Origin of the sequence: Alicyclobacillus acidocaldarius subsp. acidocaldarius DSM 446 (genome assembly GCF_000024285.1) — a bacterium.
In the GTDB taxonomy this organism is placed as follows: domain Bacteria; phylum Bacillota; class Bacilli; order Alicyclobacillales; family Alicyclobacillaceae; genus Alicyclobacillus; species Alicyclobacillus acidocaldarius.
Genome location: NC_013205.1, coordinates 1,788,510 through 1,809,208, shown reverse-complemented (window position 1 = coordinate 1,809,208; position 20,699 = coordinate 1,788,510). Strand labels below are relative to the sequence as shown.

Here is a 20,699-nt window from a genome sequence, read left to right as displayed (position 1 = left end):
GGATGAAGCGGCATTCTCGCGCCCTCGGGCTCGGCCTCGGCGCCCTGTGTCTCGTCGCGACGAGCGCTGCGCCCCAAGTCGCTCGTGCGGCCTCGGCGCCCGGGATCGTTCAAATTCGCGAGGCGGCGGACGCCGGCCCGACGCAATCTGCGCCGGCCGCGAGCGTCGATCTCGCCAAACAGGCGAGGTCCGCGGTCCTGATGGATTTTGCGACCGGGAAGGTGCTTTACGCGAAAAACGCCCACGAGCGCCTGCCCATGGCGAGCATCACGAAGATCATGACGCTCCTTCTCATTTTTGAGGCGATCGACAGCGGCAAGTTGAAGTGGACCGATCGCGTCCAAGCGAGCGAGCGAGCCGCCAGCATGGGCGGATCGCAGATCTTTCTCGAACCCGGTGAGACGATGACCGTGCGCGACCTCGTGAAGGGCATCGCCATCGCTTCGGCCAACGACGCCTGCGTCGCCATGGCCGAGCACCTCGATGGAAGCGAAGAGGCGTTCGTCGCTCGCATGAACCAACGCGCGAAGGAGCTCGGCATGACCGACACGCACTTCGCCAACTGCAACGGGCTTCCTGCCCCAAACCATTATTCCAGTGCGCACGACATCGCCGTCATGTCGAGGGCGCTTCTCATGCATCCCGAGATCACGGCGTTCACCTCGGTGTACAGCGACTACTTGCGCAAGGACACGGATCACCCGCTCTGGCTCGTCAACACCAACAAACTCGTCCGCTTCTACGACGGGGTGGACGGGCTGAAGACGGGCTACACGCAGGAGGCGAAATATTGTCTTTCCGCCACGGCGAAGCGCGATGGGTTTCGCGTGATCGCCGTGGTGATGGGCGAGCCGAAACCCACGGTCCGAAATGCGGAAATTGCGGCCATGCTGAATTACGCGTTTGCGCACTACAAATCGGTCCAAGTGTATCCCCGCGGCCATGTGGTGGGGCAAGTCGCGGTCAAGCGTGGCACGCGCGATCGCGTCGAGGCGGTGACGGCCGAACCGGTGGCCTTTGTCACCGAGCGTTCCAGCAAAACCGCGTATACCACCGAGATCCAGTGGATGACGCTGAAGGCACCGGTGTCTCGCGGCCAGGTGGTCGGACACGTGCTGGTGAAATCCGGCGGTCAGATTGTGGCGAATGTGCCGGTTGTCGCGAAGGACGACGTGCCGAAGGCGACGTTCTTCCAGAGCCTTGGCAAGACCGTGAAGAAAGTGATCACGTTCGGCCAGGCCCAATGAAAACGCCCAGTCGAGCAGGACGCGCCGCCCCAGGCGGCGCGAACCATGTCGATTGGGCGCGTTTTTTCTTATTGGCGGGGAAATACCCAGAATCGACCCGGCGAGGCCCACGGCCGCTCGGGAAGGCGCTGAGTCGCCTGGGTCACGGCCTCCTCGCAGAGCTGCAGGATCTCGGGGGTGCTTCCCTTGCGCAGATACACCTCGGCCTTCAGGTGGAGGTAGCCTGGAGGCGCAACGTCGGGGCGCTCGGCGACAAGCTCGTCTAGGGCGCGAAGCTCCGACTCGGCCCGGTCGAGATCGCCCAACTCGACGCCAAGCGCGGCCGCGAGTAGGTGAAGCTGGGCTCGGATCTCTGGGCCGACGCGGGTCATCGCCAGCGCCCGGGATACGCGCTCCATCGCGAGCGCGGGTTGGTGAAGCGCCTGGTAGGTGAGCGCCAATTCGTGATCGAGCGCGACGCGAAGCACTTCGTCTCGAGGGCTCGTCCTATCCTCAAGATCCAGCAGGTGGGACAACGCGCCCTCGACATCTCCTCCGAGCCGCAAGAACGCTCCCAAATTGATGCGACAGCGCATCGCCAAGGCGCGGTTGCCGGCGTCTTCGTGCAGTTCGATGGCGCGCCGCGCATGTTCGATGGCCGCTTGATAGTCGCCGACGGCCGCCGCCGCACATGCGAGTCCGTGGTGGGCGTGGGCGCGATCGACTGCGGACATCGGTTCCGCGTCGCGCGCCAGGATCCCTTCGTAGAGGGCTCTCGCCTGCTCCATGGGGCCATACTGAAGAAGCAGCCGAGCGAGGGTCATCTCGATCTTCAGGCGGAGGGGCATTTGAAGCCCGGATGCCGCGAGAGCTTGGCGCGCGCGCTGCAGATACAGGATGGCCTCCTCGTCTCGCTGCAACCGCCGCCGCGCGAGTGCGCCATAATAGTAACCTCGGACCACGCTCGACATGTCGCCGCGCGCAAACCCCGCGAATACCAACGCGTCGTAGAGGCGGGCGGCCTGTTCGTAGTCGCCAACCTTCAGATAACAGTCGCCCATATCCTGAAAGACGAGTTCGGGGCGAAACTGCGAGTGGAGCGGCCAGGAGAGCGAAAGAAAATGCCGAATGGCTTCTTCATAGTGCCCCTGCTCCGCAAGTTGCTTGGCGCGGCGGTACGTGTGAGCCTCCTCGGACGATCCGGCGAGCTCCCTCTGGAACTCCGAGACATCGACGCCGAGCCGTGCCGCGATATGCGCCAACAGTTGGGCGGAGGGCATCGTCCTGTCGGATTCGATCTGGCTGATCATGCTGGCCGTGGCGAGTCCTCGAGCGAGCTCGGACTGGGTCATGCCACGCGCCTTGCGCAGCGCGCGAATCTTTTGACCAAGCGTCTCCATACCTCGCCTCCTATTCTTCTCCTTCACCATTGTACCGCTTGAGACCCTGATGCGTCATCGGTTGGTTGTCGAATTCAGTAGATTCTCCACTACTTTTGTCAATGGGCAGGAATTCCCCGTTTAGGCCGTGAATTTCTTGACCAGACCGCATAAGGAGAGGGGATGCAGGGTGTCCGTGGAGACCAAGTTGGAGCGAGGGATCGTGGTCATCGAGCTGAAGGGAGAACTGGACCACCACGCGGTGGAACAAATGAGGGATCGGATCGAACAGCAGCTTGCGGAACACGGCTACCGGGGCCTCGTGATGTCGTTTCGGAACATCGATTTTATGGACAGTTCGGGCCTCGGCCTGATTCTGGGCCGCTATCGAAGCGTCTCCGAGCACGGAGGCAAGATGGCGCTCTGTGAAGTCAACCCGACGTTGAGACGGCTCTTCGAAATGTCCGGTTTGCTCAAGGTGATTCCCGTTTACGACTCTGAAGAAGCTGCTGTGGCAGCGATATTGGGAGCGTGATCGCGGTGGAACGAGTGGCCGAAGACGTGCGCGTGGACAACTATCTGCGCCTTGTGTTTCCGAGCCGGTCGGAGAACGAGTCGCTGGCTCGCGTGGCGGTCGCTTCGTTTGTGGCGCCGCTCGATCCGACGATGGAAGAGTTGACGGAATTGAAGACGGCGGTGTCCGAGGCTGTGACAAACGCCATTATCCACGGTTATCCGGACGAGATCGGCGAAGTCATCGTGGAGTGCGCCTTGTATGGGAATCGCGTGCATGTCGTCGTCGAGGACCGCGGTGTGGGCATTCCCGACGTGGATCTCGCCAAACAGCCGATGTACACGTCGCGCCCCGAGCTCGAACGGTCGGGCATGGGCATGACCATCATGGAGACGTTCGTCGACAAGTTGGAGATCGAGTCAAAGCCAGGAGAAGGAACGCGCGTCACGCTCATCAAGACGTTCCGAACTGCCCCTGACGTGATGTGAGGGGGGTCGCACGTGGATCAGGCAAAGGAGCGTCCCGTTCCACATCATGTGGATGAATACGAGAAACTTTCCGACGAAGAGGTCCGGGAGCTTCTGGAGCGGAGCCACAACGGCGACGCGGAGGCGAGGGAGCGACTCATCGTCCATAACCAGCGCCTCGTGTGGGCCGTGGTCCAACGATTTCTCGGGCGCGGTTATGAAGCGGAAGATCTCTTCCAAATCGGGTGCATCGGCCTGATGAAGGCCGTCGACAAGTTCGACCTTTCCTACGACGTCAAATTCTCGACCTACGCCGTACCGATGATCATCGGCGAGATCCAGCGGTTTCTGAGGGACGACAGCACGGTCAAAGTAAGCCGAAGTCTCAAGGAGACGGCGAAGCAGATCCGCCACGTGCGGGATCGGCTTGCCAAGGAGCTCGGCCGCCAGCCCCATATTACCGAGATCGCGGAGGCCATGGGCATGGAGCCGTCGGAAATCGTGTTTGCACAAGAGGCACTTCGCGCGCCGGCGTCCATCCATGAGACGGTGTACGAAAACGATGGCGATCCCATCTATCTGATGGATCAAATCGCGGACGAGGAGACCGAGGGCAAGTTTGACAAGGTGGAACTGCACGAGATTATCGGGCGACTTCCAGAGCGCGAGCGTTTCATCGTGTACATGCGGTTCTTCCGCGATAAAACGCAGAGCGACGTGGCGCGCGTGCTGGGCATTTCTCAGGTGCAGGTGTCGCGATTGGAAAAGCGAATTCTTCAGCAAATTCGCCAGGAGCTTGAATGACTTGACGTTTGGAACAACTTGACGCCGCCTCAGGGCGGCTTTTTTCGCGCCTTCGGGGCATGTTAGGTAGATGAGAAGAGATGGGGGGGATTTGCATGCCAATCGCTACGCCTGAGGAGCGAGCCCGGTACCACGCGCTTGTCCATCGTCTGACGCCGGGACGGCCGATGGTTCGAAATACGGTGCGAGCCTTCGTCGTCGGCGGGCTCATCTGCGAACTGGGACAGGTCATCCAAGCGCTGTTCGTGCGATATGGCGGCTTCAAGCCGACCGAAGCTGGAAACCCTACGGTGGCAGTGCTCATCCTGTTGTCGGCCATCTTCACCGCCATTGGGGTCTATGATCGGTTCGCCCAGTGGGCCGGGGCTGGTTCGGCCGTGCCTGTGACCGGCTTTTCGAACACGATGACGTCCGCCGCAATGGAACACCGCAGCGAAGGATTCGTGGCGGGCGTCGGCGGCAACATGTTCAAGGTCTCAGGCCCAGTCATTGTCTACGGGGTCGTCAGCGCGTTCTTTATCGCGCTCATCCGATACGTGGTGGAGCACCTTTAGAAGGGACGATGAGGTATGGCAAGACTGGGGCGTTCCACGTGGGCATTTGGCGAACGCCAGGTGGGCGTCGTGGCCACCTCGACCGTGGCTGGCACCTTGGAGGCGCAAGGCCCGCTCTCGGACGCCTTCGACCTCCGCTTGGATGACGATCGCGCTGGGCAAGACACCTGGGAACGGGCGGAACAGGCGATGTTTCGCCGCGCAGCCGAGATCGCGTGCGAAAAAGCGGCCACCCATCCGAGCGATCTCGACCTCGTCATTGGCGCGGACCTCAACGCGCAACTCACCTCGTTCTACATGGGACTGCGGCCTCTGGCCAGGCCCATGCTCGGCGTGTACAGCGCTTGCGCTTCCATCTGCGAGGCGCTCGCGGTGGCCGGCCTGGCTGTGGCGACCGGATTTGCGGATGTCGTCCTTGTCGGCACCTCGAGTCACACGAGCACGGCCGAGCGCCAGTTCCGATACCCCACCGAGTACGGCGTCCAGCGCCCGCCCACGGCCCAGCGCACCGTCACGGGGGCCGGCACGGCGATCCTCGCGCGAGGCCGTGGGAAATGGCAAATCACCCACGCCACCATCGGCGAGATCGCGGACTTCGGCGTCAGGTCGCCGTGGGAAATGGGCGCGGCGATGGCGCCGGCGGCGTGTGACACCCTTCGACAGCATCTCGCGGATACGGGCCGGTCCCTGGGCGACTACGATCTCGTCGTGACGGGCGATCTCGGCCGCGTCGGGCTGGACATCCTGCGCCATCTTCTCGTCGAACAGGGGGTGGCGTCCGCGCCTGTCGCAGAGGAGCGGGTCCAGGATTGTGGCGCCATGATCTATGACGAAAATCAGCCTGAGGTGTTTTCGGGCGGTAGCGGGGCTGCGTGCAGCACCCTGGTGACCTTCGGACACCTGTTCCGGGAGATGGAGCGCGGCCACATTCACCGGCTGTTGGTGTGCGCCACCGGAGCGCTTCTGTCGCAGGTCAGCGCTCAGCAAGGGGATACGATTCCGTCCATCTCGCACGCCATCGCATTCGAACGGGGGGATTGACATGTCGGCGTGGACGTTCTTATGGGCGTTTTTGGTGGGTGGCGCCATTTGCGCCATTGGGCAGGTGATCATGGACACGACCAAATTCACGCCCGGCCACGTCATGTCCATCCTCGTCGTGGCTGGCGCGGTGGCGGATGGCTTGGGGCTCTACGATCCGCTCATCAAGTTCGCCGGGGCGGGCGCGACCGTGCCCATCACGAGCTTCGGGAACGCCCTTGTGCACGGCGCCATGCACGAGGCGAAGATTCACGGGCTGATTGGCGTGATCACCGGCATCTTCGAGGTCACGAGCGCGGGCATCTCAGCCGCCATCGTGTTCGCGTTCCTGGCCGCCGTGTTCGCAAAACCGAAGGGGTGAGGCGGTTGCACGGCTTGGGTTCGCACCCCCGTCGCGTGATTGTGGTGACGGACGGCGACCGCGTGGCCGCCCGTGCGCTCGCCATCGCCGCGAAGCGCACAGGGTGTTCGTTCGTCGCTCAGAGCGGGGGAAATCCCACCCGGTTGAGTGGCGTGGAACTGGTGCGCTGTATCGAGAGCGCGCAGCGCGACCCGGTCATTGTCATGCTGGACGACAACGGAGATCCTGCGGAGGCTGCTGGGGAGTCCGCCCTGCGGGTCCTCTACGCGCACCCTTCGGTCGAGATCGCCGCCATTCTGGCCGTCGCCTCGCACACGGGTGGCGTGCGCGGCACCCCTGTCGATTTCAGCGTCGATCGCACCGGCCGCCGCGTGGAGCGGGCCGTCGACAAGGAAGGCCGTGAGACGGACTCGTACCTCGTCGCCGGAGACACCGTGGACGCGCTCTGCGGCTTGGATGTGCCGCTCATCGTGGGCATCGGCGACATCGGTAAAATGGGTGGGCTCGACGCGCCCGCCCGCGGATCTCCGGTCACCACGAGCGCCATCGAATGGGTTCTCATGGAACTCGCCTGGCGCGCGGGGCGACGTCACCTTGACCCCGGCGGACACTCGCCCACAACGACGAAACCCGCGCGACATACAATCCAATAGACGATGGAGGGGGTGAGACGACGTGCTCAGCATCTTGGCGTTTCTGCCCCGAGTCTTCCGCTACTTTGGAATGTTTCAGATGTTTTTCGGCTTCGTGCGCCCCTTTTGGCCGATGATCGCGCGCGTGTGGCGCCGACCCGCGGTGGCTGCAGCGTGACCTCTCGGCCGACGCGCGTCGTGTGCAGTATAATAGCCAGCATGGACATTCGCGCACGACAGGGGTTGAAGGGTACGAAGCTTTTGTACGCCGGACCGGGTACGGTTCATCGTTGGATCGAGGTCGTCGAAGAGAAAGGCATACGCCAAATGCGTTTCGGCCGAAACGGCGGCTGGCAGGGGGCGCTCGATCTCGCCCGCCCTGAGCGCCCCGTCTTTCCGTATCAACGAGCGTTCACGGCTCTGGTCGAGGCCCATGAGCCGATTCGCGCGTTTCTCGCCATCGGCGTGGGGTCGGGGACGAGCCTTCACCATGTCCGCCGCCTTCACCCGGAGGCGGCGCTTCATGGCGTCGAGATCGACGAGACGGTGCTTGCCCTTGGTATCGAATTTTTTCAGGCCCCTTCTCACCGAGAGGCGGACTATTGGATTGGAGATGGCGTGCAGTTCGTTTCATCTCCCCACGCCGCCACCTACGACCTCATTTTCGTGGACGCGTATCTGAAGGCGAGCATTTATCAGCCCTGCCTCGCCCCGGAAACGGTGTCGTGTCTCGCTCGCGTGACCTCCAGTCGGGGCACGGTGGTGTACAACCTCATCGCGTCCGGATATCGCTCTGCCTATTTGAGGGAGTTTTTGGATGTCATGCGCCCGTCCTTCCCCGTGCTGTTGGATCTTCCCGTGGGTCTTCCGCTCACCGCGCAAAACCGATTGTTCATCGCCACGCGCGACGAGGAGCTCGCGGCAAGGCTTCGCCAAATGTGCATGCGGGCCGGTCCGTCCGACCTCGAGCGCGTCTCTTGGTCTCTGCGCCTATCGGCGCTGTGAACGCGCGTGATATAATGCCGGTATCCATTCACCGGCAGGAGGCATCGGATTGTTCGCTTCATGGCTCAGTCCCGTCTGGATCTTGCGCTTTGCCATCGTGCTCGCAAGTCTCGTTTTGCACGAGTTCGCACACGCGGCGATGGCGACCTGGCTCGGCGATTCGACGCCTAGGCGTCAAGGGCGGTTAACGCTCAATCCCGCAGCCCATCTCGATCTGACGGGCCTCATCGCCATGCTGGTGGCACCCATCGGCTGGGCTCGCCCTGTCGAGATCCACCCCGGTGCATTTCGCCATCCCCGCGCCGGCATGGCGTGGGTCGCGCTGGCTGGGCCCCTGGCGAATGCCATCCTGGCTGCGCTCTGCTTCGCCATTCAAAGCATTCCGGTTGTTTCGACCTCCGATGCCTTCCAGCAACTGTTGGGACTGGCCTTCGAGGTGAATGTCGCCCTGGTGCTCTTGAATATCCTGCCCATTCCGCCGCTCGACGGATGGCGCGCATTGTCCGCGCTTCTGCCCGTGCGCTGGCGTCTTTCGCTCGCATGGCTGGATGCGTACGGTCCGTGGTTGTTGTTGCTCATCTTTCTCCTTCCGCCCGCAAACCGCGCGTTTTCCGATCTCGTCTACGCCGTGATGTCGTACTGCTACGGCGCGTGAGAGGAGGCGCAAGGTGTCCTACGAAATTCGACTCGCGCAGTTCGAAGGCCCGCTGGATCTGCTCTTGCATCTCATCCGCAAGAACGAGATTGACATTTACGACATCCCCATTGCCGCGATTACCGAACAGTACCTTCAATATCTGGATGACCTCGAGCGGTGGTCGCTCGACGTCGCGAGTGAATTTCTGGTGATGGCGGCGACGCTTCTCTCCATTAAGTCGCGCATGTTGCTTCCGCGGCGGGCAGCCGCGCCCGATGAGGAAGAAGATCCGCGGCTCCCGCTTGTGCAACAGTTGCTGGAGTACGAGCGGTGCAAGTGGGCCGCGGCGCAACTTGCCGATCTCGCCGCGCGTAACGCGCAAGTGTACGGCCGCGAGCCGATGGATCTGCGCCCGTATCGGCCGGATCGTGCCGCAGACGGACTCGATGTGACGCTGTGGGATCTCGTCGACGCGTTTCGAAAGTTGTACCTTCGTCTGCCGCCGTCGGAGCGCGTTGCAGAAATCCGTGGAAAGGTCGAAAAGGTCGAGGAGTGGATGGACGAGATCGCCGAACGCATGCGACGATATCGATCGGCGGAATTCACCTGGCTCCTCGGCGGACGGTTCACGCGGGGGGCTCTGGTGGCCGCGTTTCTCGCCATTCTTGAGCTGCTCAAGGACGGCCGCCTGACGTGTCGACAAGCGGAGCCGTTCGGTCCCATTGAACTTGTCTGGACGGGGGATTGAGCATGGAACTAGTCGCTGCGCTTGAAGCCGTGCTGTTCGCCGCCGGTTCGGAGGGGATGACGACTCGGGACATTGCGCAGGTGTTGGACGTGCCGGAGGGTCAGGCGCGCGATCTGTGTCACCTGCTCGCCGCGCATTTGGAGGAACGCGGCGCTGGGCTCACGCTGCTCCACACGGGAGACACGTGGCAGCTCGTGACGCGCCCCGAGTTTGCACCTTATTTTCGCCGGATGGCAGATCAACCTGCCCGCTCCAGTCTGTCACAGGCCGCGCTTGAAGTGCTTGCGATCATTTCTTATAAGCAGCCCATCACGCGAGCCGAAATCGAGGAGATTCGCGGCGTGCAGTCGGATCGCGCGCTCGCCACCCTCATCCACCGAGGCCTCGTGCAAGAAGTGGGGCGGCAGGACGGCCCGGGTCGGCCGATCCTATACGGGACCACGATGGAGTTTCTCCGCCAGTTTGGGTTGAGATCGCTGGACGAACTGCCGCCGCTGCCCGATTTTGCGGGAAAAGAGGGGCGGCCCGATTTGTTTGCGATGTCTTCGGATCTCGCGCGGGACTGAGAGATTGCATATCGACCAGGTTCTGGGTGCACCCTAGTTCTTGAGTGCGAGAGAGGTGCCTGCACCCATGGGGTTCGGTTGGATTGGCATCGCATGCGGGGTGTGTGTGGCGCTGTGCGTCCTTTTGATGGCGGCCCCCATCCGCGTGGAGGTGGAATACAGGCGGGCGGGATCGGACGAAATCCGCGCCCACGTTCGCGCGATGTATGGATTGGTCCGGCTGCGGTGGAGGTGGGCGAGTGGAGGGGACGGCGTGAAGCGAAGCAGACGACGCGGCCCAACAGCGAGGGCCCCTGTGCCGCGGCCTGGCCGCCGCTCTTCGATCTCGCTTGGCGCTTGGCGATCCTTCGCGAATCGGGCGCTTCGCGCGCTCGACCGCATCGCGCCGCACGTCCACGTCGAAGAATTGCGGCTGGAAGCCCGGATGGGCGCCGGGGAGTCCGTTCGAACGGGCGTGCTCGTGGGAGTATCCTACGCCGCCATCTACACGGTGCTCGGTTGGCTGAGCAGCCGCGTGAGGATGCACCGCGTTCCGACCGTCTCCATAGCCCCCGCGTTCCAGGATGCCTTGTTGACCATCTACGCAAGGAGCATAGTGCGCATTCGCACGGGGTACGTTATAGCTGCAGGACTTCGCTTGTTGACGGCTTGGAAGAGGAGGGCGTCGTAACGTGGATCATCCGATTCAGGGCCTCATGCAGACCGCGATGTCGAATCTTCGCGAGATGGTGGATGTGAACACCATCATCGGCGACCCGGTCGAGACGCCGGACGGAACGGTGATCTTGCCTGTGTCGAAAGTGGGTTTTGGCTTTGCAGCCGGCGGAAGTCAGTTTGAGGGAGGGGATGCGCACGGTCAAGGACAGGGGGATCTCCCGTTCGGGGGCGGATCGGGCGGCGGCGTCTCCATCACGCCGATCGGCTTTCTCATTGTGCACGGCAACAATGTCCGGCTCCTGTCGGCGGATCATCAGAATCAGTTGTACGACCGGCTGATTGACCTCGCACCCGCCATGTTGGAGCGGATCCAGAGTCTGTTCTCCAAGCAAAAGGCGTCGGATCCCCCCGTCATGTGAGGCGCGTCATACGGTTTCCAGGTTCGGCATACTCCTTGTAAGGGACAAGTCCGCCCAGCAGGGGGTGCCGTGCCGTGATCGATTTCATCTGGCTCGCGTTGTTTCTCTCCGGCGTCGGAACTGCCATGGTCACGGGCCGCATGCAGATGGTGTCCAACGCCATCTTGAAAGGCGCGGAAAGCGGCGTAGAGTTGTGCATTGGTCTCATCGGCGCCATCAGCCTGTGGATGGGGCTCATGCATATCGCGGAGCGCGCCGGTGCTGTGGCTTGGCTGGCTCGAAGGCTGAAGCCTGTCGCCCGCCGTCTGTTCCCTTCGGTGCCTGCCGACCATCCCGCGATGGGCGCGATCTTGGCCAACATGAGTGCCAATCTTTTAGGGATTGGAAATGCCGCGACGCCTCTTGGCTTGAAGGCGATGGAGGAACTGCAGAAGCTGAATCCCCATCCGGACAGGGCTTCGGACGCCATGTGCACGCTTCTTGCCGTGAACACGGCCAGCATTACGTTGATCCCCACCACGGTGATCGCGCTCCGCATGCAGTATCATTCGGCGCATCCCTCGGCCGTGGTCCTCACTACCTTCGTCGCCTCGCTCATCGGGACGTGTGCTGCGCTCGTCCTTGACCGACTCTTTCGCGCGGTTTCCCACCGGAGGCAGGTGCGATGAGCGACACATTGGCCGTGATCAGCGAATGGATGCTTCCCCTCGTCGTTGGCCTCATCTTGGTGGTGGGAGCCTGGCGGCGAGTGCCCATCTATCAGGCATTCGTGCAAGGCGCCAAAGGCGGTTTTTCGACGGCCATCCGGCTCATCCCACATCTGGTCGCGATGATGGTCGCGGTCAGCGTATTCAGAGCTTCCGGCGCCATGGACGGGCTCGTTCACCTGCTCGATCCCGTCCTGACCTGGCTGCACGTTCCCGCCGAAGTGGCGCCGATGGGCATCCTGCGGCCGATCACCGGACAGGGAAGCCTGGCCTTCATGATCGACATTTTTCAAAAGCACGGGCCAGATTCACACCTCGGACTGCTCGCTTCGACGATGCAGGCGTCATCCGACACCACGCTCTACATCCTGACGGTGTACTTCGGGAGCGTGGGGATTTACCGATTTCGGTATGCGCTCGCGGTGGGACTCCTGAGCGACTTCGTCAGTGTGCTCGCGTCGGTGTTCGCAGTTTGGCTCTTGTCTGGTATGATACAGGTCTAGCGAACCTGGCTCTTTACGCAGGAGGATGGGAGTTCGGAACGGGATGGAACGATTGCAGAAGGTGTTGGCACACGCTGGCGTGGCGTCGCGAAGAAAGTGTGAGGAGCTGATCCTCGCCGGTCGGGTCAGCGTCGACGGGGAGATCGTAACCCAGTTGGGCGCAAAGGTCGATCCGTCGCGCCAGCGCATCGCGGTGGATGGCGTGCCCATTGAGCTCGAGCAGCCGGTGGTTCTCGTGCTGAACAAGCCAGTCGCGTATCTTTCAACGGTGTCCGATCCTTTGGGGCGGCGCACCGTCATGCAGCTCTTGCCTCCGATTCGAGAACGCGTGTATCCGGTCGGCCGGCTCGACTACGACACGAGCGGGTTGCTGTTGTTCACCAATGATGGCGAGTTGACGCAGAGGCTGCTTCATCCTTCGCGCGAGATCGAAAAAGTCTACCGCGTCTCGGTTCGAGGGATTGTGGATCGCGAAACCCGGCGAGCGCTGATGGAGGGCGTGGAGCTCGAGGATGGCGTGACCGCTCCGGCCAAGGTCGAGGTCCTGCGGCAGGCGGATCGTGAGGACGGCGTCGCCGTCGTCCATCTCGCCATCCATGAAGGCCGAAATCGGCAGGTCCGGAGGATGTTTGAGCGGCTCGGGCTACCCGTGCTGCGGCTGAAGCGAATTGCCTTTGGGCCTGTCTCGCTCGGCCACCTGAAGACGGGGGAATGGCGTGCCCTGACCCAGGAGGAGTGGGTGGCTTTGTATCAGGCGGCAGGCATGACGCCACCGCCGTACCGGCGGCCGACGATAAGCCGTGAGCCCGCGCGAAAAGGAGCAGCGCGAGCGTCAGCTAGAGACCACGGTTCACGTCGCGGCTAAACGATCTGCGCGCATGGATAGGGCTCGGGACAGCATCCTACACGGTGAGGGGGTGCTGTTGACGATGACCAAGTCGGCACGGATTGCGGCCGCACTGTGCATGGTGTTCATCGCGACGGGATGCGGCCGAGTGGAGAACGCGTCGCAAGCCGCCAACGGCGTCGCACAAGCCACCAGGCAAGCTGGAAACGCTGTGGCGAACACCGTCCAACGAGCGGGGCAGGCGACGGATCGCGTGGGACAAGCGATGGGAGATCAAGCAGCGGTGACCTTTCGCCAGGCCAACGATATCGCTTCCCATCTCGTGCGATCCGGCTATGCGTCGCGTGCTATCGCCTTTGTGATGGGCGACGTCGCCTATGTCGCGATTCAGGCGCCGTCTGCGGCCGGCTCCGAGCAGAAGAACAAGGCCCAGATTTCGGCCTATGTGACGTCTGCCTTCCCTGCGATTCGGAAGGTGTACGTGAGTGAAAATCCAGACGTGTACGCGCGGTTTCAAAATTTCCAGCGCATGATGCAGCAGGGGCATCCCGTCCAAGGCGTGTGGCAGAACTTCAAAACCTCCGTCGCTCGCATGTTCCCATCCTGAGCGTTTCAAACCTGCAGCCGGCCGGGCTTGTGCTCGGTCGGCTGCGTTGTTTGCCAAACGTTCCTGGCCGTATAATGGGACGGAAGGGCCATAGGCGGAGGTGTAGGCATGGCACAAACGCGAATTTTGGTCGTGGACGACGAGGAACGGATTCGCCGATTGGTTCGCATGTACCTCGAGCGAAACGGGTTTGAAGTGGACGAGGCGGCCGATGGCAAAGAAGCACTCCACAAGGCCTTGAATCAGGCGTACGCATTGATCATCCTGGATCTCATGTTGCCTGGGATGGACGGAAGAGACGTGTGCGCGCAAATTCGCCAGCACAGCAATGTGCCCATTATGATGCTCACGGCGGCGGGAGACGAGGCGAATCGCGTGCATGGGTTCGAGCTGGGAGCGGATGATTACGTGGTGAAGCCGTTCAGCCCACGCGAACTCGTCCTGCGCGTGAAGGCCATGCTCAAGCGCACGGGTGAAATGGAGTATGCCCGAAATGCCATTCAAACCCTGACGTTTCCCGGCTTGGAGATTCAAATTGACGCGCGCCGTGTCGAGGTCAATGGGCAAGAAGTCAATCTGACCCCGAAAGAGTTTGACCTTTTGGTCTATATGGCCCAACGTCCCGACAAGGTTTTCAGCCGCGAAGAGCTTCTGAGGGATGTTTGGAATTACCAATTCTTTGGGGATCAGCGCACCGTGGATACCCATATCAAGCGGTTGCGCGAAAAGTTAGGGCAGGCTTCTCCCGAGGTGAGCCGCTATATCGTGACCGTCTGGGGCGTCGGGTACAAGTTCGAGGTGGCTTCGTGATACCCAACAGCATCGTAGCCAAGATGTGGCTGACGATTGTCGGCATGGTGTTCGTCATTCAAGCGCTCCTGTCCGTCTTGCTCCAGCAAGTCTTTAACAAGTACATTGTCACTCGCGAAGAAGCGAGCCTCACCCAGCTCGCTTTGACCATCGAGTCGGTGCTCGCGACGGCAACCGACCGATCCATCAAAGAGCAAGTGGCAAGTGATATCGCCAAGCGCGTTGAGCGTGCAACTGTGGTGTACGGGATCCCGTACACCGCCAATGCGGCATTGAAGGCAGCCTATGACGCGATGACGCCTGCAGAGAGGCAGGCTTTGTCGCGCGGTCAGCCGGTCACGCTGCGCGGGGCTTTGGGCAAGGTCAATCGGCTCACCGTGTACGTGCAGATCCCCTCTGCCAGATCGCCACAGCCCGGCATGTTGGCGGTGTCACAGGACACGAGCGTGCTGGACGAGCCTTTGCGGGAGATCCGCAACATGGTGCTCTTTGATACGGTACTCGGCGTGATTCTGGCGACGGGCTTTGCCTTTGTGATCTCGAAAAACCTGTCTCGTCCGCTGGTCGATATGACGCGAGCCGCTGAGGAGATGGCGCGCGGCCACTATCGTCAGCGCGTTCGTGTGGTGACGAAGGACGAGGTCGGCCGGCTCGGGCACACCTTCAACGCGCTCGCGCGTCAGTTGGCAGAGACCATCGAGCAGCTTTCGATGGAGCGAGAAGGCCTGCAGCGGATTCTGTCGTCGCTGCAAGACGGCGTGGTGGCGACTGATCTCGACGGCCGCGTCGTGTTGGCCAATCCTCCTGCGAAGCGCCATTTGCGCCACCTCTCGGTGGCGGAGCGAGGGATCGTCGATGAGGAGAGACTCCCCGATCGTCTCATGAGCCTATGGGTGCGCGTGCGCGAACAGCAGGATGCCGTGTACCGCGAGGACACCTGGGACGGCCGCACCATCGGCATTACGATGCTCCCTCTCTATGAGACGGACGGTACGACGTTGCGCGGCGCACTCTGTGTCCTCCGCGACATCACCGAGGAGAGGCGGCTGGATCGCCTCCGCAAGGACTTCATCGCGAACGTCTCGCATGAACTGAGGACGCCTCTCAGCATGTTGCAGGGATACACGGAGGCGCTTCTGGACGACATCTCGGATGATCCCGACATGCGCCGAGAGCTGACCGAGATTATTCACGATGAAACGCTGCGCATGAAGCGCCTCGTCAATGATCTCCTCAACCTCGCGCAGCTGGAAAGCGGACAATTCAAGCTCCACTTCGCCCGCGTCGATCTCACGCAGGTCATGCGACGCGTGGCGCGCAAATTTCAGGCGCTTGCGAGCGACGAGGACCATCTGACGTTCGAAGTCTCCATCCCGGATCATCCAGTCATGGTCGACGGCGACGAGGATCGCCTGGAGCAGGTCTTCACGAATCTGCTCGACAATGCATTTCGGCATACGGCACAGGGTACCATTCGTTTTGAACTGGATATTCGCCACGACTATGCCTACGTGCGCGTGGCCGATACAGGCAGCGGCATACCGGAAGAGGATGTGCCCTACATTTTCGAGCGCTTCTACAAGGCTGACAAAGCCCGCACGCGGTCGCGGTCTGGAACCGGCCTCGGTTTGGCCATCGCCCGCCAACTGGTGATTGAGCATCGCGGCGAGATCCTTGTGGAAAGCCACCTCGGAGAAGGCACGACGTTCACGGTGGTCTTGCCACTTGCTTCTCCGAACGATCACGGCGAAGGAGAGAGCGTCTCATGACCTGGGTGTACGATTCCAAGCTGTATGACACCAAGTTTGAGGCTTCCTGCCGCATGGCTCGGCTTGAGGACGCCGCGGAGGCGTCCTCAAGCAATGCGCGCTATCTTTCGGTTTTTCAGACGCGGAGCGGCCGATATGGTGTCAAGATCCTATTGGCTCAGGATTCGTCTGAGTCCGAACGATGTTCGAAGTAGCGCAGTCTGGTCAGCAGGTTCTTCTTTTGGGCCAGCACGTCGATCAATTGCCAAAGAAAGGATGCCTCCTCTTTGGACAATTGACTCATTCGATGGGCGGCTTCCAAATAGGGGAATGATTCCTCGTTGAGCACGAAGTGTTGGAGCGGCGTCGGCAGCTCGTAAACCGAATTTCGCATCCGCTTCGGCTCGTAGGTCATCTCAGGGTCGCATAGCACCTGCAGAGGTACCCCAAGTGCGTCCGCCAATCGCTTGGCGTAATCCAAGGACGGCCGCCGCTTGTCGCGTTCGATGGATGAGATATGAGGCGTGGACACGCCCGCTCGCATGGCGAGCTCTTGCTGAGACCAACCGCGGCTCTGACGAATGGCTCTCACACGTGCACCAAAGGAATCCTTCATCGTGGCTCTCCTCCCTGAAACCCCTCATGGTCTGACTCACGGACACTGTATCAAGGCTTTGGCTTCATTGTAAATGCAAAAATGGGAATAAACTTTACTGTTATGTACGAGCTATCTGCATCACCTCGGAAAGGATTTGTTGAATGTTATACTACTGTTCTGGCAAACCACCTGCCAAGAGGGTCCATCGACATTTGTGGACTTGGCCGAAGTCTCACCTGGTTGCCATCACGGGAGCGGGCATCAGCGTGGAAAGTGGTTTACCCACGGTCGACGATATGGTCGCAGGGGTTCCACTTCGGAGCTTGTTTCAGCCGAACATATGGCGGGAACAACCCCTTGAGGCGTTTCACGCGTTTCGAGTCATCGCCAGGGAGTGGCAGCGGAAGCGGCCGAACCGGGCACATTTGGCACTGGCTCAAGCAGAGATTCCCATCATCACGCAGAACATTGATGGTCTGCACAGGGCCGCGGGAAGCACGCGGGTCATCGAGTTGCACGGCAATCTGCGCGAATTGAGGTGCGATGCATGCGGCGGTATTTTTCAGTCCGAGTTGGCGTGGAGGGAACAACTTCCGAAGTGTCCAACCTGCGGCGAACTGCTTCGCCCCGGGTTCGTCTTGGAAGGCGAGGAGGTGCGCCACATTGCGCGAGCGTTGGACTGGGTGACGGAAGCGCGAGGGCTGCTCGTCGTGGGCACGGAACTGCAAATGACGCCGGTTCGCGAGTTGTACGAAGTGGCCAGAAGGCGAAACGTCCCGATCGCGTGGGTGCGCGATCATGCGGAGGATTGGGTTCCCTATTTGCTCGGACAGGAGGGTGGCTCGGATTCTCTTTTTTGCCCGGGTGAAGTATAGTAACAGCAGCGAAGGCGGTCTCGCCGCAGCGCATGTTCTGACAAAGATGAGGGGATGTTGTGGAATCGGACAAGATTCATTACGTGCTCGTGACGGATCGCAGCCGCAAGGCGCGTTCTCTCCGTCAACTGTACGAGAACCTCGTGGCGGATCGAGCAGACGCTGCACGCCTAGAGGTGAACATCGGTGACATTCGCGGAGAGGGCGGTATCGAGTTACGCGAGCGGGATCGGCATCGCGTCCTCAGCCTTCGCCTGCAGGATGAGCACATGAGTCCGTATTGCCAGACCAACATGAACTTGTTCCAACTGCTCATGTTGGACGAGCGCACCGAGATGAGCATTTACCGCGCCCAGCGCGCCTGGCTGTTGGTGTTTCGCGGGGTCGCCAGCGGCCCGCGCCCCTTCGGCACGCAGGGCTACGACCTTCGATAGTTCACGTCCATCGAATGCGCCACGGTTGCCGGGTGCGCCGAAGGATCTGCAGGCTGTACTCGCAAAGTGCGAAGAGCACACCCGCGAGGACGAAGTCTGCGATGAGCGATCCGGCCAGCGCAAATGTGTCGTAGACGCCGTGCGCGATGGCGGGTGCGATGTACCCCCACGCTCGGGATGTGCCGAGAAATCGCGCGCGTGCGAACTGGTATCCCATGACGATGGCGAACATGAAGTGTGCCGGCACCGCGGTGAGTGCCCGGACGACCGCGGTCCAGAACCCTGAACTCGTGACGTACAAGACATTTTCGACGGTCGCGAACCCGAGCCCTATGGCGCACGCGTAGACAATCGCGTCGACGGGCGCATGGATACGGCCGCGATCGAGCACGGTTCGCTCGAACACGGCAGCTTTGAGAAACTCCTCCACCATGCCGGCCACAAAGAAGGCCGTCGCCAAAAGCCCGCGCCAGGTGGTGGGTTGGGCGGAGGCGTGGTCAAGGAGTGTTCGCTCGATCACGCCGGCCGGCAGGACCACAAGGGCGCCCAGCACGAATAACTTTGCGACCTCCCGCTTGGGCTCTGGGTGGAGCTTGTCATAGGCATAGATCAGCGCAAGGAGAAGAAGTCCGGGCAGAACGGCGAGCGCGATGTACATCCGGTGCTCCCTCTTTCCTAAAAGGTTCGTATGAAGCGGTTGTAGTGTTTCGTCTGGGGGACTGTTTTATGTTGTGGACCGGCGACTTGCGCGAACTCGAACCCAACTTCGGCGTGCCCATCTCGTACCGCCTGCGATTGGCGAGTGGGGACGGGCCGCGCTCGATCCCGATTGCGGTGGGGGATACGCTGGTTTTTCGGCCGACGGGTGCGCTTCGCTGCGTGGCCTGTGGGAGAAGCGTCAAGAAGCTGTATCAAAATGGATATTGCTTTCCGTGTGTGCAGACCCTGGCGGAGTGCGATCTGTGCATCGTCAAGCCGCACCAATGCCATTTTCACCTCGGGACGTGTCGCGACGAGGCGTTTGCGGCTGAACACTGCATGGTGCCCCACTACGTGTACATCGCGTGGAGCAGCGGATTCAAGGTGGGGATCACGCGGAAGGGACGCCAGCTGAAACGCTGGATGGACCAAGGCGCGATGGAGGCGGCCGTCATCGCCGAGGTGCCGGATCGGAAGACCGCGGGAGATCTGGAAGTGCATATCGCGCAATGGATGGCCGACAAGACCCATTGGCGAAAGATGTTGGCCGATGAGGCTGGGCCGGACCGCCCGCTGATCGAGGTCGCGCGCGAAGTACAAGCTTCTGTCGCCGAAATCTATCGTCCCTATTTGGTTGCCGATGTGCGGCCAGAACGTCTTGCGTATCCGCGGGAACCGGGCTTCAACATCACGCTCACCACGCTCGCGCTTACCTCGGACGAGCCTGTGGGCGGCGTGATTCGAGGGATGAAAGGTCAGTATCTCTTGTTCGACGATGGCGTGCTGAACGTGAAGCGCTGGGCGGGGCATGAGGTCGTCGCCGAGCACCGTGGCGCCTCATGTTCGACGGAGGTGGGGGCAAACTAGGCGGGGAGGGGTTTGCATGACCTGGATTTACGAAGCGCGGCTGTATGATTCGAAGGCGGTCGCGATGTACGTGGCCATGAACCTTCGCGATTCCGGCGCGCGTCAGCGGCTGGACGCCTCGTCGGTTCAGGTCTACCGCACGCGGCGGGGCAATTACGGTGTGCGGTACCGGACGCTCGACGCTTAGCCGCGTGCGGCACGCGTCATCCTCTTGGCGAATACAATGAACAGCGCATCGTGGATCGGCCTTGATCCCGCCAAGGGGTGATGACAGGTGAAAAAGACTCATTCCACGCCGGGCAAGCGTGCCGCTCAGCTTCATCTCCCCAATTTCGTCCGGCTTGTGGAGCGATATAAAAAGTGCGTCGTCGGCATTGAAGTCATCCAAACCCCCTACCGAGACCGAACCCTCTTTTTTCCGTGGGAGCGGCCTTTGCCGCGAGAAGGGCGCACCGCCCTCAACATCGGGACGGGATTCATGTTTCATCCCAAGGGCTATATCCTCACCAACGAACATGTGATCGCGGAAGCGGATCGAATCATGCTGAGGGTCTTCGGGCGAAAGGACCTGGTCGAAGCCGATCTCGTCGGGCGAGATCGGAAGCACGACATCGCGGTGCTTTGGGCGAACATCCCCGTGCCATCACCTGTCTTGCGGCTTGGCCACAGCAAAGACGTACAGGTCGGCGAGTGGGTGGTGGCCATCGGATCGCCGCTCGGGCTCGACCACACGGTGACAGTGGGGATCGTCAGTGCCAAGAATCGGCCGCTCCAGATCGGCGATCGTGAGTATCCCAACCTCATTCAAACCGATGCCGCCATCAACCGCGGCAACAGCGGGGGACCGCTCATCAACCTGCGGGGCGAAGTCATCGGCATGAACACGGCCGTCTCCCAGAGCTCTCAAGGAATTGGGTTTGCCATCGCAGCCGACGTGCTGCGCCAGCGCGTCAAGGCCATTCTGGGCGAGGTGTGACCCTCGATAGCTGTTACG

29 protein-coding genes are annotated in these 20,699 nt (G+C 61.5%); 26 read left to right on the top strand and 3 right to left on the bottom strand.

The genetic code is table 11. From position 1 onward, the window contains the following. Positions 1–2 precede the first annotated feature (2 nt). Positions 3–1,247 (top strand): D-alanyl-D-alanine carboxypeptidase family protein, encoded by a 1,245-nt coding sequence (locus AACI_RS08610; protein WP_012811053.1) that lies wholly within the window; start codon positions 3–5, stop codon positions 1,245–1,247. 68 nt (positions 1,248–1,315) lie between these two features. Here AACI_RS08610 and AACI_RS08605 read toward each other — a convergent pair whose 3' ends face one another. Continuing rightward, entirely contained in the window at positions 1,316–2,626 is a 1,311-nt protein-coding gene (locus AACI_RS08605) for a helix-turn-helix domain-containing protein (RefSeq protein ID WP_012811052.1), read from the bottom strand. 169 nt (positions 2,627–2,795) lie between these two features. Between AACI_RS08605 and spoIIAA the strand changes: the two genes are divergently transcribed. The 20 genes from spoIIAA (at position 2,796) to AACI_RS08510 (ending at position 16,253) form a co-directional block, all read left to right on the top strand. Next, positions 2,796–3,140 (top strand): anti-sigma F factor antagonist, encoded by a 345-nt coding sequence (gene spoIIAA, locus AACI_RS08600; protein ID WP_008339007.1) that lies wholly within the window; start codon positions 2,796–2,798, stop codon positions 3,138–3,140. Between the two features lie 5 nt (positions 3,141–3,145). Next, positions 3,146–3,607, top strand: a complete 462-nt coding sequence (gene spoIIAB / locus AACI_RS08595; RefSeq protein WP_008339006.1) for an anti-sigma F factor — start codon at positions 3,146–3,148, stop codon at positions 3,605–3,607. Between the two features lie 12 nt (positions 3,608–3,619). After that, positions 3,620–4,390: an RNA polymerase sporulation sigma factor SigF gene (sigF, locus tag AACI_RS08590; RefSeq protein WP_012811051.1), complete on the top strand. Its 771-nt coding sequence runs from the start codon at positions 3,620–3,622 to the stop codon at positions 4,388–4,390. Positions 4,391–4,485: 95 nt separating this feature from the next. Next, complete coding sequence (gene spoVAC / locus AACI_RS08585; RefSeq protein WP_012811050.1) at positions 4,486–4,944, top strand: stage V sporulation protein AC; 459 nt, start codon at positions 4,486–4,488, stop codon at positions 4,942–4,944. 15 nt (positions 4,945–4,959) lie between these two features. Next, the gene (gene spoVAD, locus AACI_RS08580) at positions 4,960–5,985 is read left to right on the top strand and encodes a stage V sporulation protein AD (RefSeq protein ID WP_012811049.1); all 1,026 of its coding nucleotides are present in this window, start codon (positions 4,960–4,962) and stop codon (positions 5,983–5,985) included. Between the two features lies 1 nt (position 5,986). Beyond that, entirely contained in the window at positions 5,987–6,346 is a 360-nt protein-coding gene (gene spoVAE, locus AACI_RS08575) for a stage V sporulation protein AE (RefSeq protein WP_012811048.1), read from the top strand. Positions 6,347–6,360: 14 nt separating this feature from the next. Further along, positions 6,361–6,999 carry a stage V sporulation protein AE gene (locus AACI_RS08570; protein WP_012811047.1) on the top strand — a complete coding sequence of 213 codons (639 nt, stop codon included), beginning with the start codon at positions 6,361–6,363 and terminating at the stop codon, positions 6,997–6,999. Between the two features lie 22 nt (positions 7,000–7,021). Beyond that, positions 7,022–7,156: a hypothetical protein gene (locus AACI_RS17110; protein WP_012811046.1), complete on the top strand. Its 135-nt coding sequence runs from the start codon at positions 7,022–7,024 to the stop codon at positions 7,154–7,156. 65 nt (positions 7,157–7,221) lie between these two features. Further along, positions 7,222–7,983: a spermidine synthase gene (locus AACI_RS08565; protein ID WP_245530497.1), complete on the top strand. Its 762-nt coding sequence runs from the start codon at positions 7,222–7,224 to the stop codon at positions 7,981–7,983. Positions 7,984–8,032: 49 nt separating this feature from the next. Continuing rightward, complete coding sequence (locus AACI_RS08560; protein ID WP_012811044.1) at positions 8,033–8,638, top strand: site-2 protease family protein; 606 nt, start codon at positions 8,033–8,035, stop codon at positions 8,636–8,638. Between the two features lie 13 nt (positions 8,639–8,651). After that, positions 8,652–9,368 (top strand): segregation and condensation protein A, encoded by a 717-nt coding sequence (locus tag AACI_RS08555; protein ID WP_012811043.1) that lies wholly within the window; start codon positions 8,652–8,654, stop codon positions 9,366–9,368. A 2-nt stretch (positions 9,369–9,370) separates the two neighbouring features. Continuing rightward, positions 9,371–9,934 carry an SMC-Scp complex subunit ScpB gene (gene scpB, locus AACI_RS08550; RefSeq protein ID WP_012811042.1) on the top strand — a complete coding sequence of 188 codons (564 nt, stop codon included), beginning with the start codon at positions 9,371–9,373 and terminating at the stop codon, positions 9,932–9,934. A gap of 67 nt (positions 9,935–10,001) precedes the next feature. After that, positions 10,002–10,604, top strand: a complete 603-nt coding sequence (locus AACI_RS08545; RefSeq protein ID WP_012811041.1) for a DUF2953 domain-containing protein — start codon at positions 10,002–10,004, stop codon at positions 10,602–10,604. A 1-nt stretch (position 10,605) separates the two neighbouring features. Then, positions 10,606–11,010, top strand: coding sequence for a GerW family sporulation protein (gene ytfJ / locus AACI_RS08540; RefSeq protein ID WP_012811040.1), 405 nt, complete (start codon positions 10,606–10,608; stop codon positions 11,008–11,010). Positions 11,011–11,084: 74 nt separating this feature from the next. Then, positions 11,085–11,678 carry a nucleoside recognition domain-containing protein gene (locus tag AACI_RS08535; RefSeq protein WP_008338987.1) on the top strand — a complete coding sequence of 198 codons (594 nt, stop codon included), beginning with the start codon at positions 11,085–11,087 and terminating at the stop codon, positions 11,676–11,678. Further along, positions 11,675–12,220: a spore maturation protein gene (locus AACI_RS08530; RefSeq protein ID WP_012811039.1), complete on the top strand. Its 546-nt coding sequence runs from the start codon at positions 11,675–11,677 to the stop codon at positions 12,218–12,220. Before AACI_RS08535 ends, AACI_RS08530 begins: the two co-directional genes overlap by 4 nt. 43 nt (positions 12,221–12,263) lie before the next feature. Next, positions 12,264–13,085: a pseudouridine synthase gene (locus AACI_RS08525; RefSeq protein WP_012811038.1), complete on the top strand. Its 822-nt coding sequence runs from the start codon at positions 12,264–12,266 to the stop codon at positions 13,083–13,085. Between the two features lie 64 nt (positions 13,086–13,149). Continuing rightward, a complete protein-coding gene (locus tag AACI_RS08520) occupies positions 13,150–13,674 on the top strand; it encodes a YhcN/YlaJ family sporulation lipoprotein (protein ID WP_041707449.1) in 525 nt (174 codons plus the stop codon). A 108-nt stretch (positions 13,675–13,782) separates the two neighbouring features. Beyond that, complete coding sequence (locus AACI_RS08515; protein WP_012811036.1) at positions 13,783–14,484, top strand: response regulator transcription factor; 702 nt, start codon at positions 13,783–13,785, stop codon at positions 14,482–14,484. Continuing rightward, on the top strand, positions 14,481–16,253 hold the full coding sequence (locus AACI_RS08510; protein ID WP_012811035.1) for an ATP-binding protein: 1,773 nt from the start codon (positions 14,481–14,483) through the stop codon (positions 16,251–16,253). The genes AACI_RS08515 and AACI_RS08510 overlap by 4 nt, the downstream gene beginning before the upstream one ends. A 157-nt stretch (positions 16,254–16,410) precedes the next feature. Here AACI_RS08510 and AACI_RS08500 read toward each other — a convergent pair whose 3' ends face one another. Then, a complete protein-coding gene (locus tag AACI_RS08500) occupies positions 16,411–16,848 on the bottom strand; it encodes a helix-turn-helix transcriptional regulator (RefSeq protein WP_008338976.1) in 438 nt (145 codons plus the stop codon). 143 nt (positions 16,849–16,991) lie between these two features. Here AACI_RS08500 and AACI_RS08495 point away from each other — a divergent pair, with 143 nt between their 5' ends. Both AACI_RS08495 and AACI_RS08490 read left to right on the top strand, forming a co-directional pair. After that, entirely contained in the window at positions 16,992–17,705 is a 714-nt protein-coding gene (locus AACI_RS08495; protein ID WP_012811033.1) for a Sir2 family NAD-dependent protein deacetylase, read from the top strand. 59 nt (positions 17,706–17,764) lie between these two features. Beyond that, complete coding sequence (locus AACI_RS08490; RefSeq protein ID WP_012811032.1) at positions 17,765–18,139, top strand: hypothetical protein; 375 nt, start codon at positions 17,765–17,767, stop codon at positions 18,137–18,139. Between the two features lies 1 nt (position 18,140). Here AACI_RS08490 and AACI_RS08485 read toward each other — a convergent pair whose 3' ends face one another. Continuing rightward, entirely contained in the window at positions 18,141–18,797 is a 657-nt protein-coding gene (locus AACI_RS08485; RefSeq protein ID WP_012811031.1) for a PrsW family intramembrane metalloprotease, read from the bottom strand. 68 nt (positions 18,798–18,865) lie between these two features. Between AACI_RS08485 and AACI_RS08480 the strand changes: the two genes are divergently transcribed. From AACI_RS08480 to AACI_RS08475, 3 genes are all read left to right on the top strand, one after another. Then, positions 18,866–19,705: a DUF2797 domain-containing protein gene (locus tag AACI_RS08480; RefSeq protein WP_012811030.1), complete on the top strand. Its 840-nt coding sequence runs from the start codon at positions 18,866–18,868 to the stop codon at positions 19,703–19,705. Positions 19,706–19,721: 16 nt separating this feature from the next. Further along, positions 19,722–19,892 (top strand): hypothetical protein, encoded by a 171-nt coding sequence (locus tag AACI_RS16580; RefSeq protein ID WP_008338967.1) that lies wholly within the window; start codon positions 19,722–19,724, stop codon positions 19,890–19,892. An 87-nt stretch (positions 19,893–19,979) separates the two neighbouring features. Beyond that, positions 19,980–20,681, top strand: a complete 702-nt coding sequence (locus AACI_RS08475; protein ID WP_012811029.1) for a S1C family serine protease — start codon at positions 19,980–19,982, stop codon at positions 20,679–20,681. The last annotated feature ends 18 nt before the right edge of the window (positions 20,682–20,699 follow it).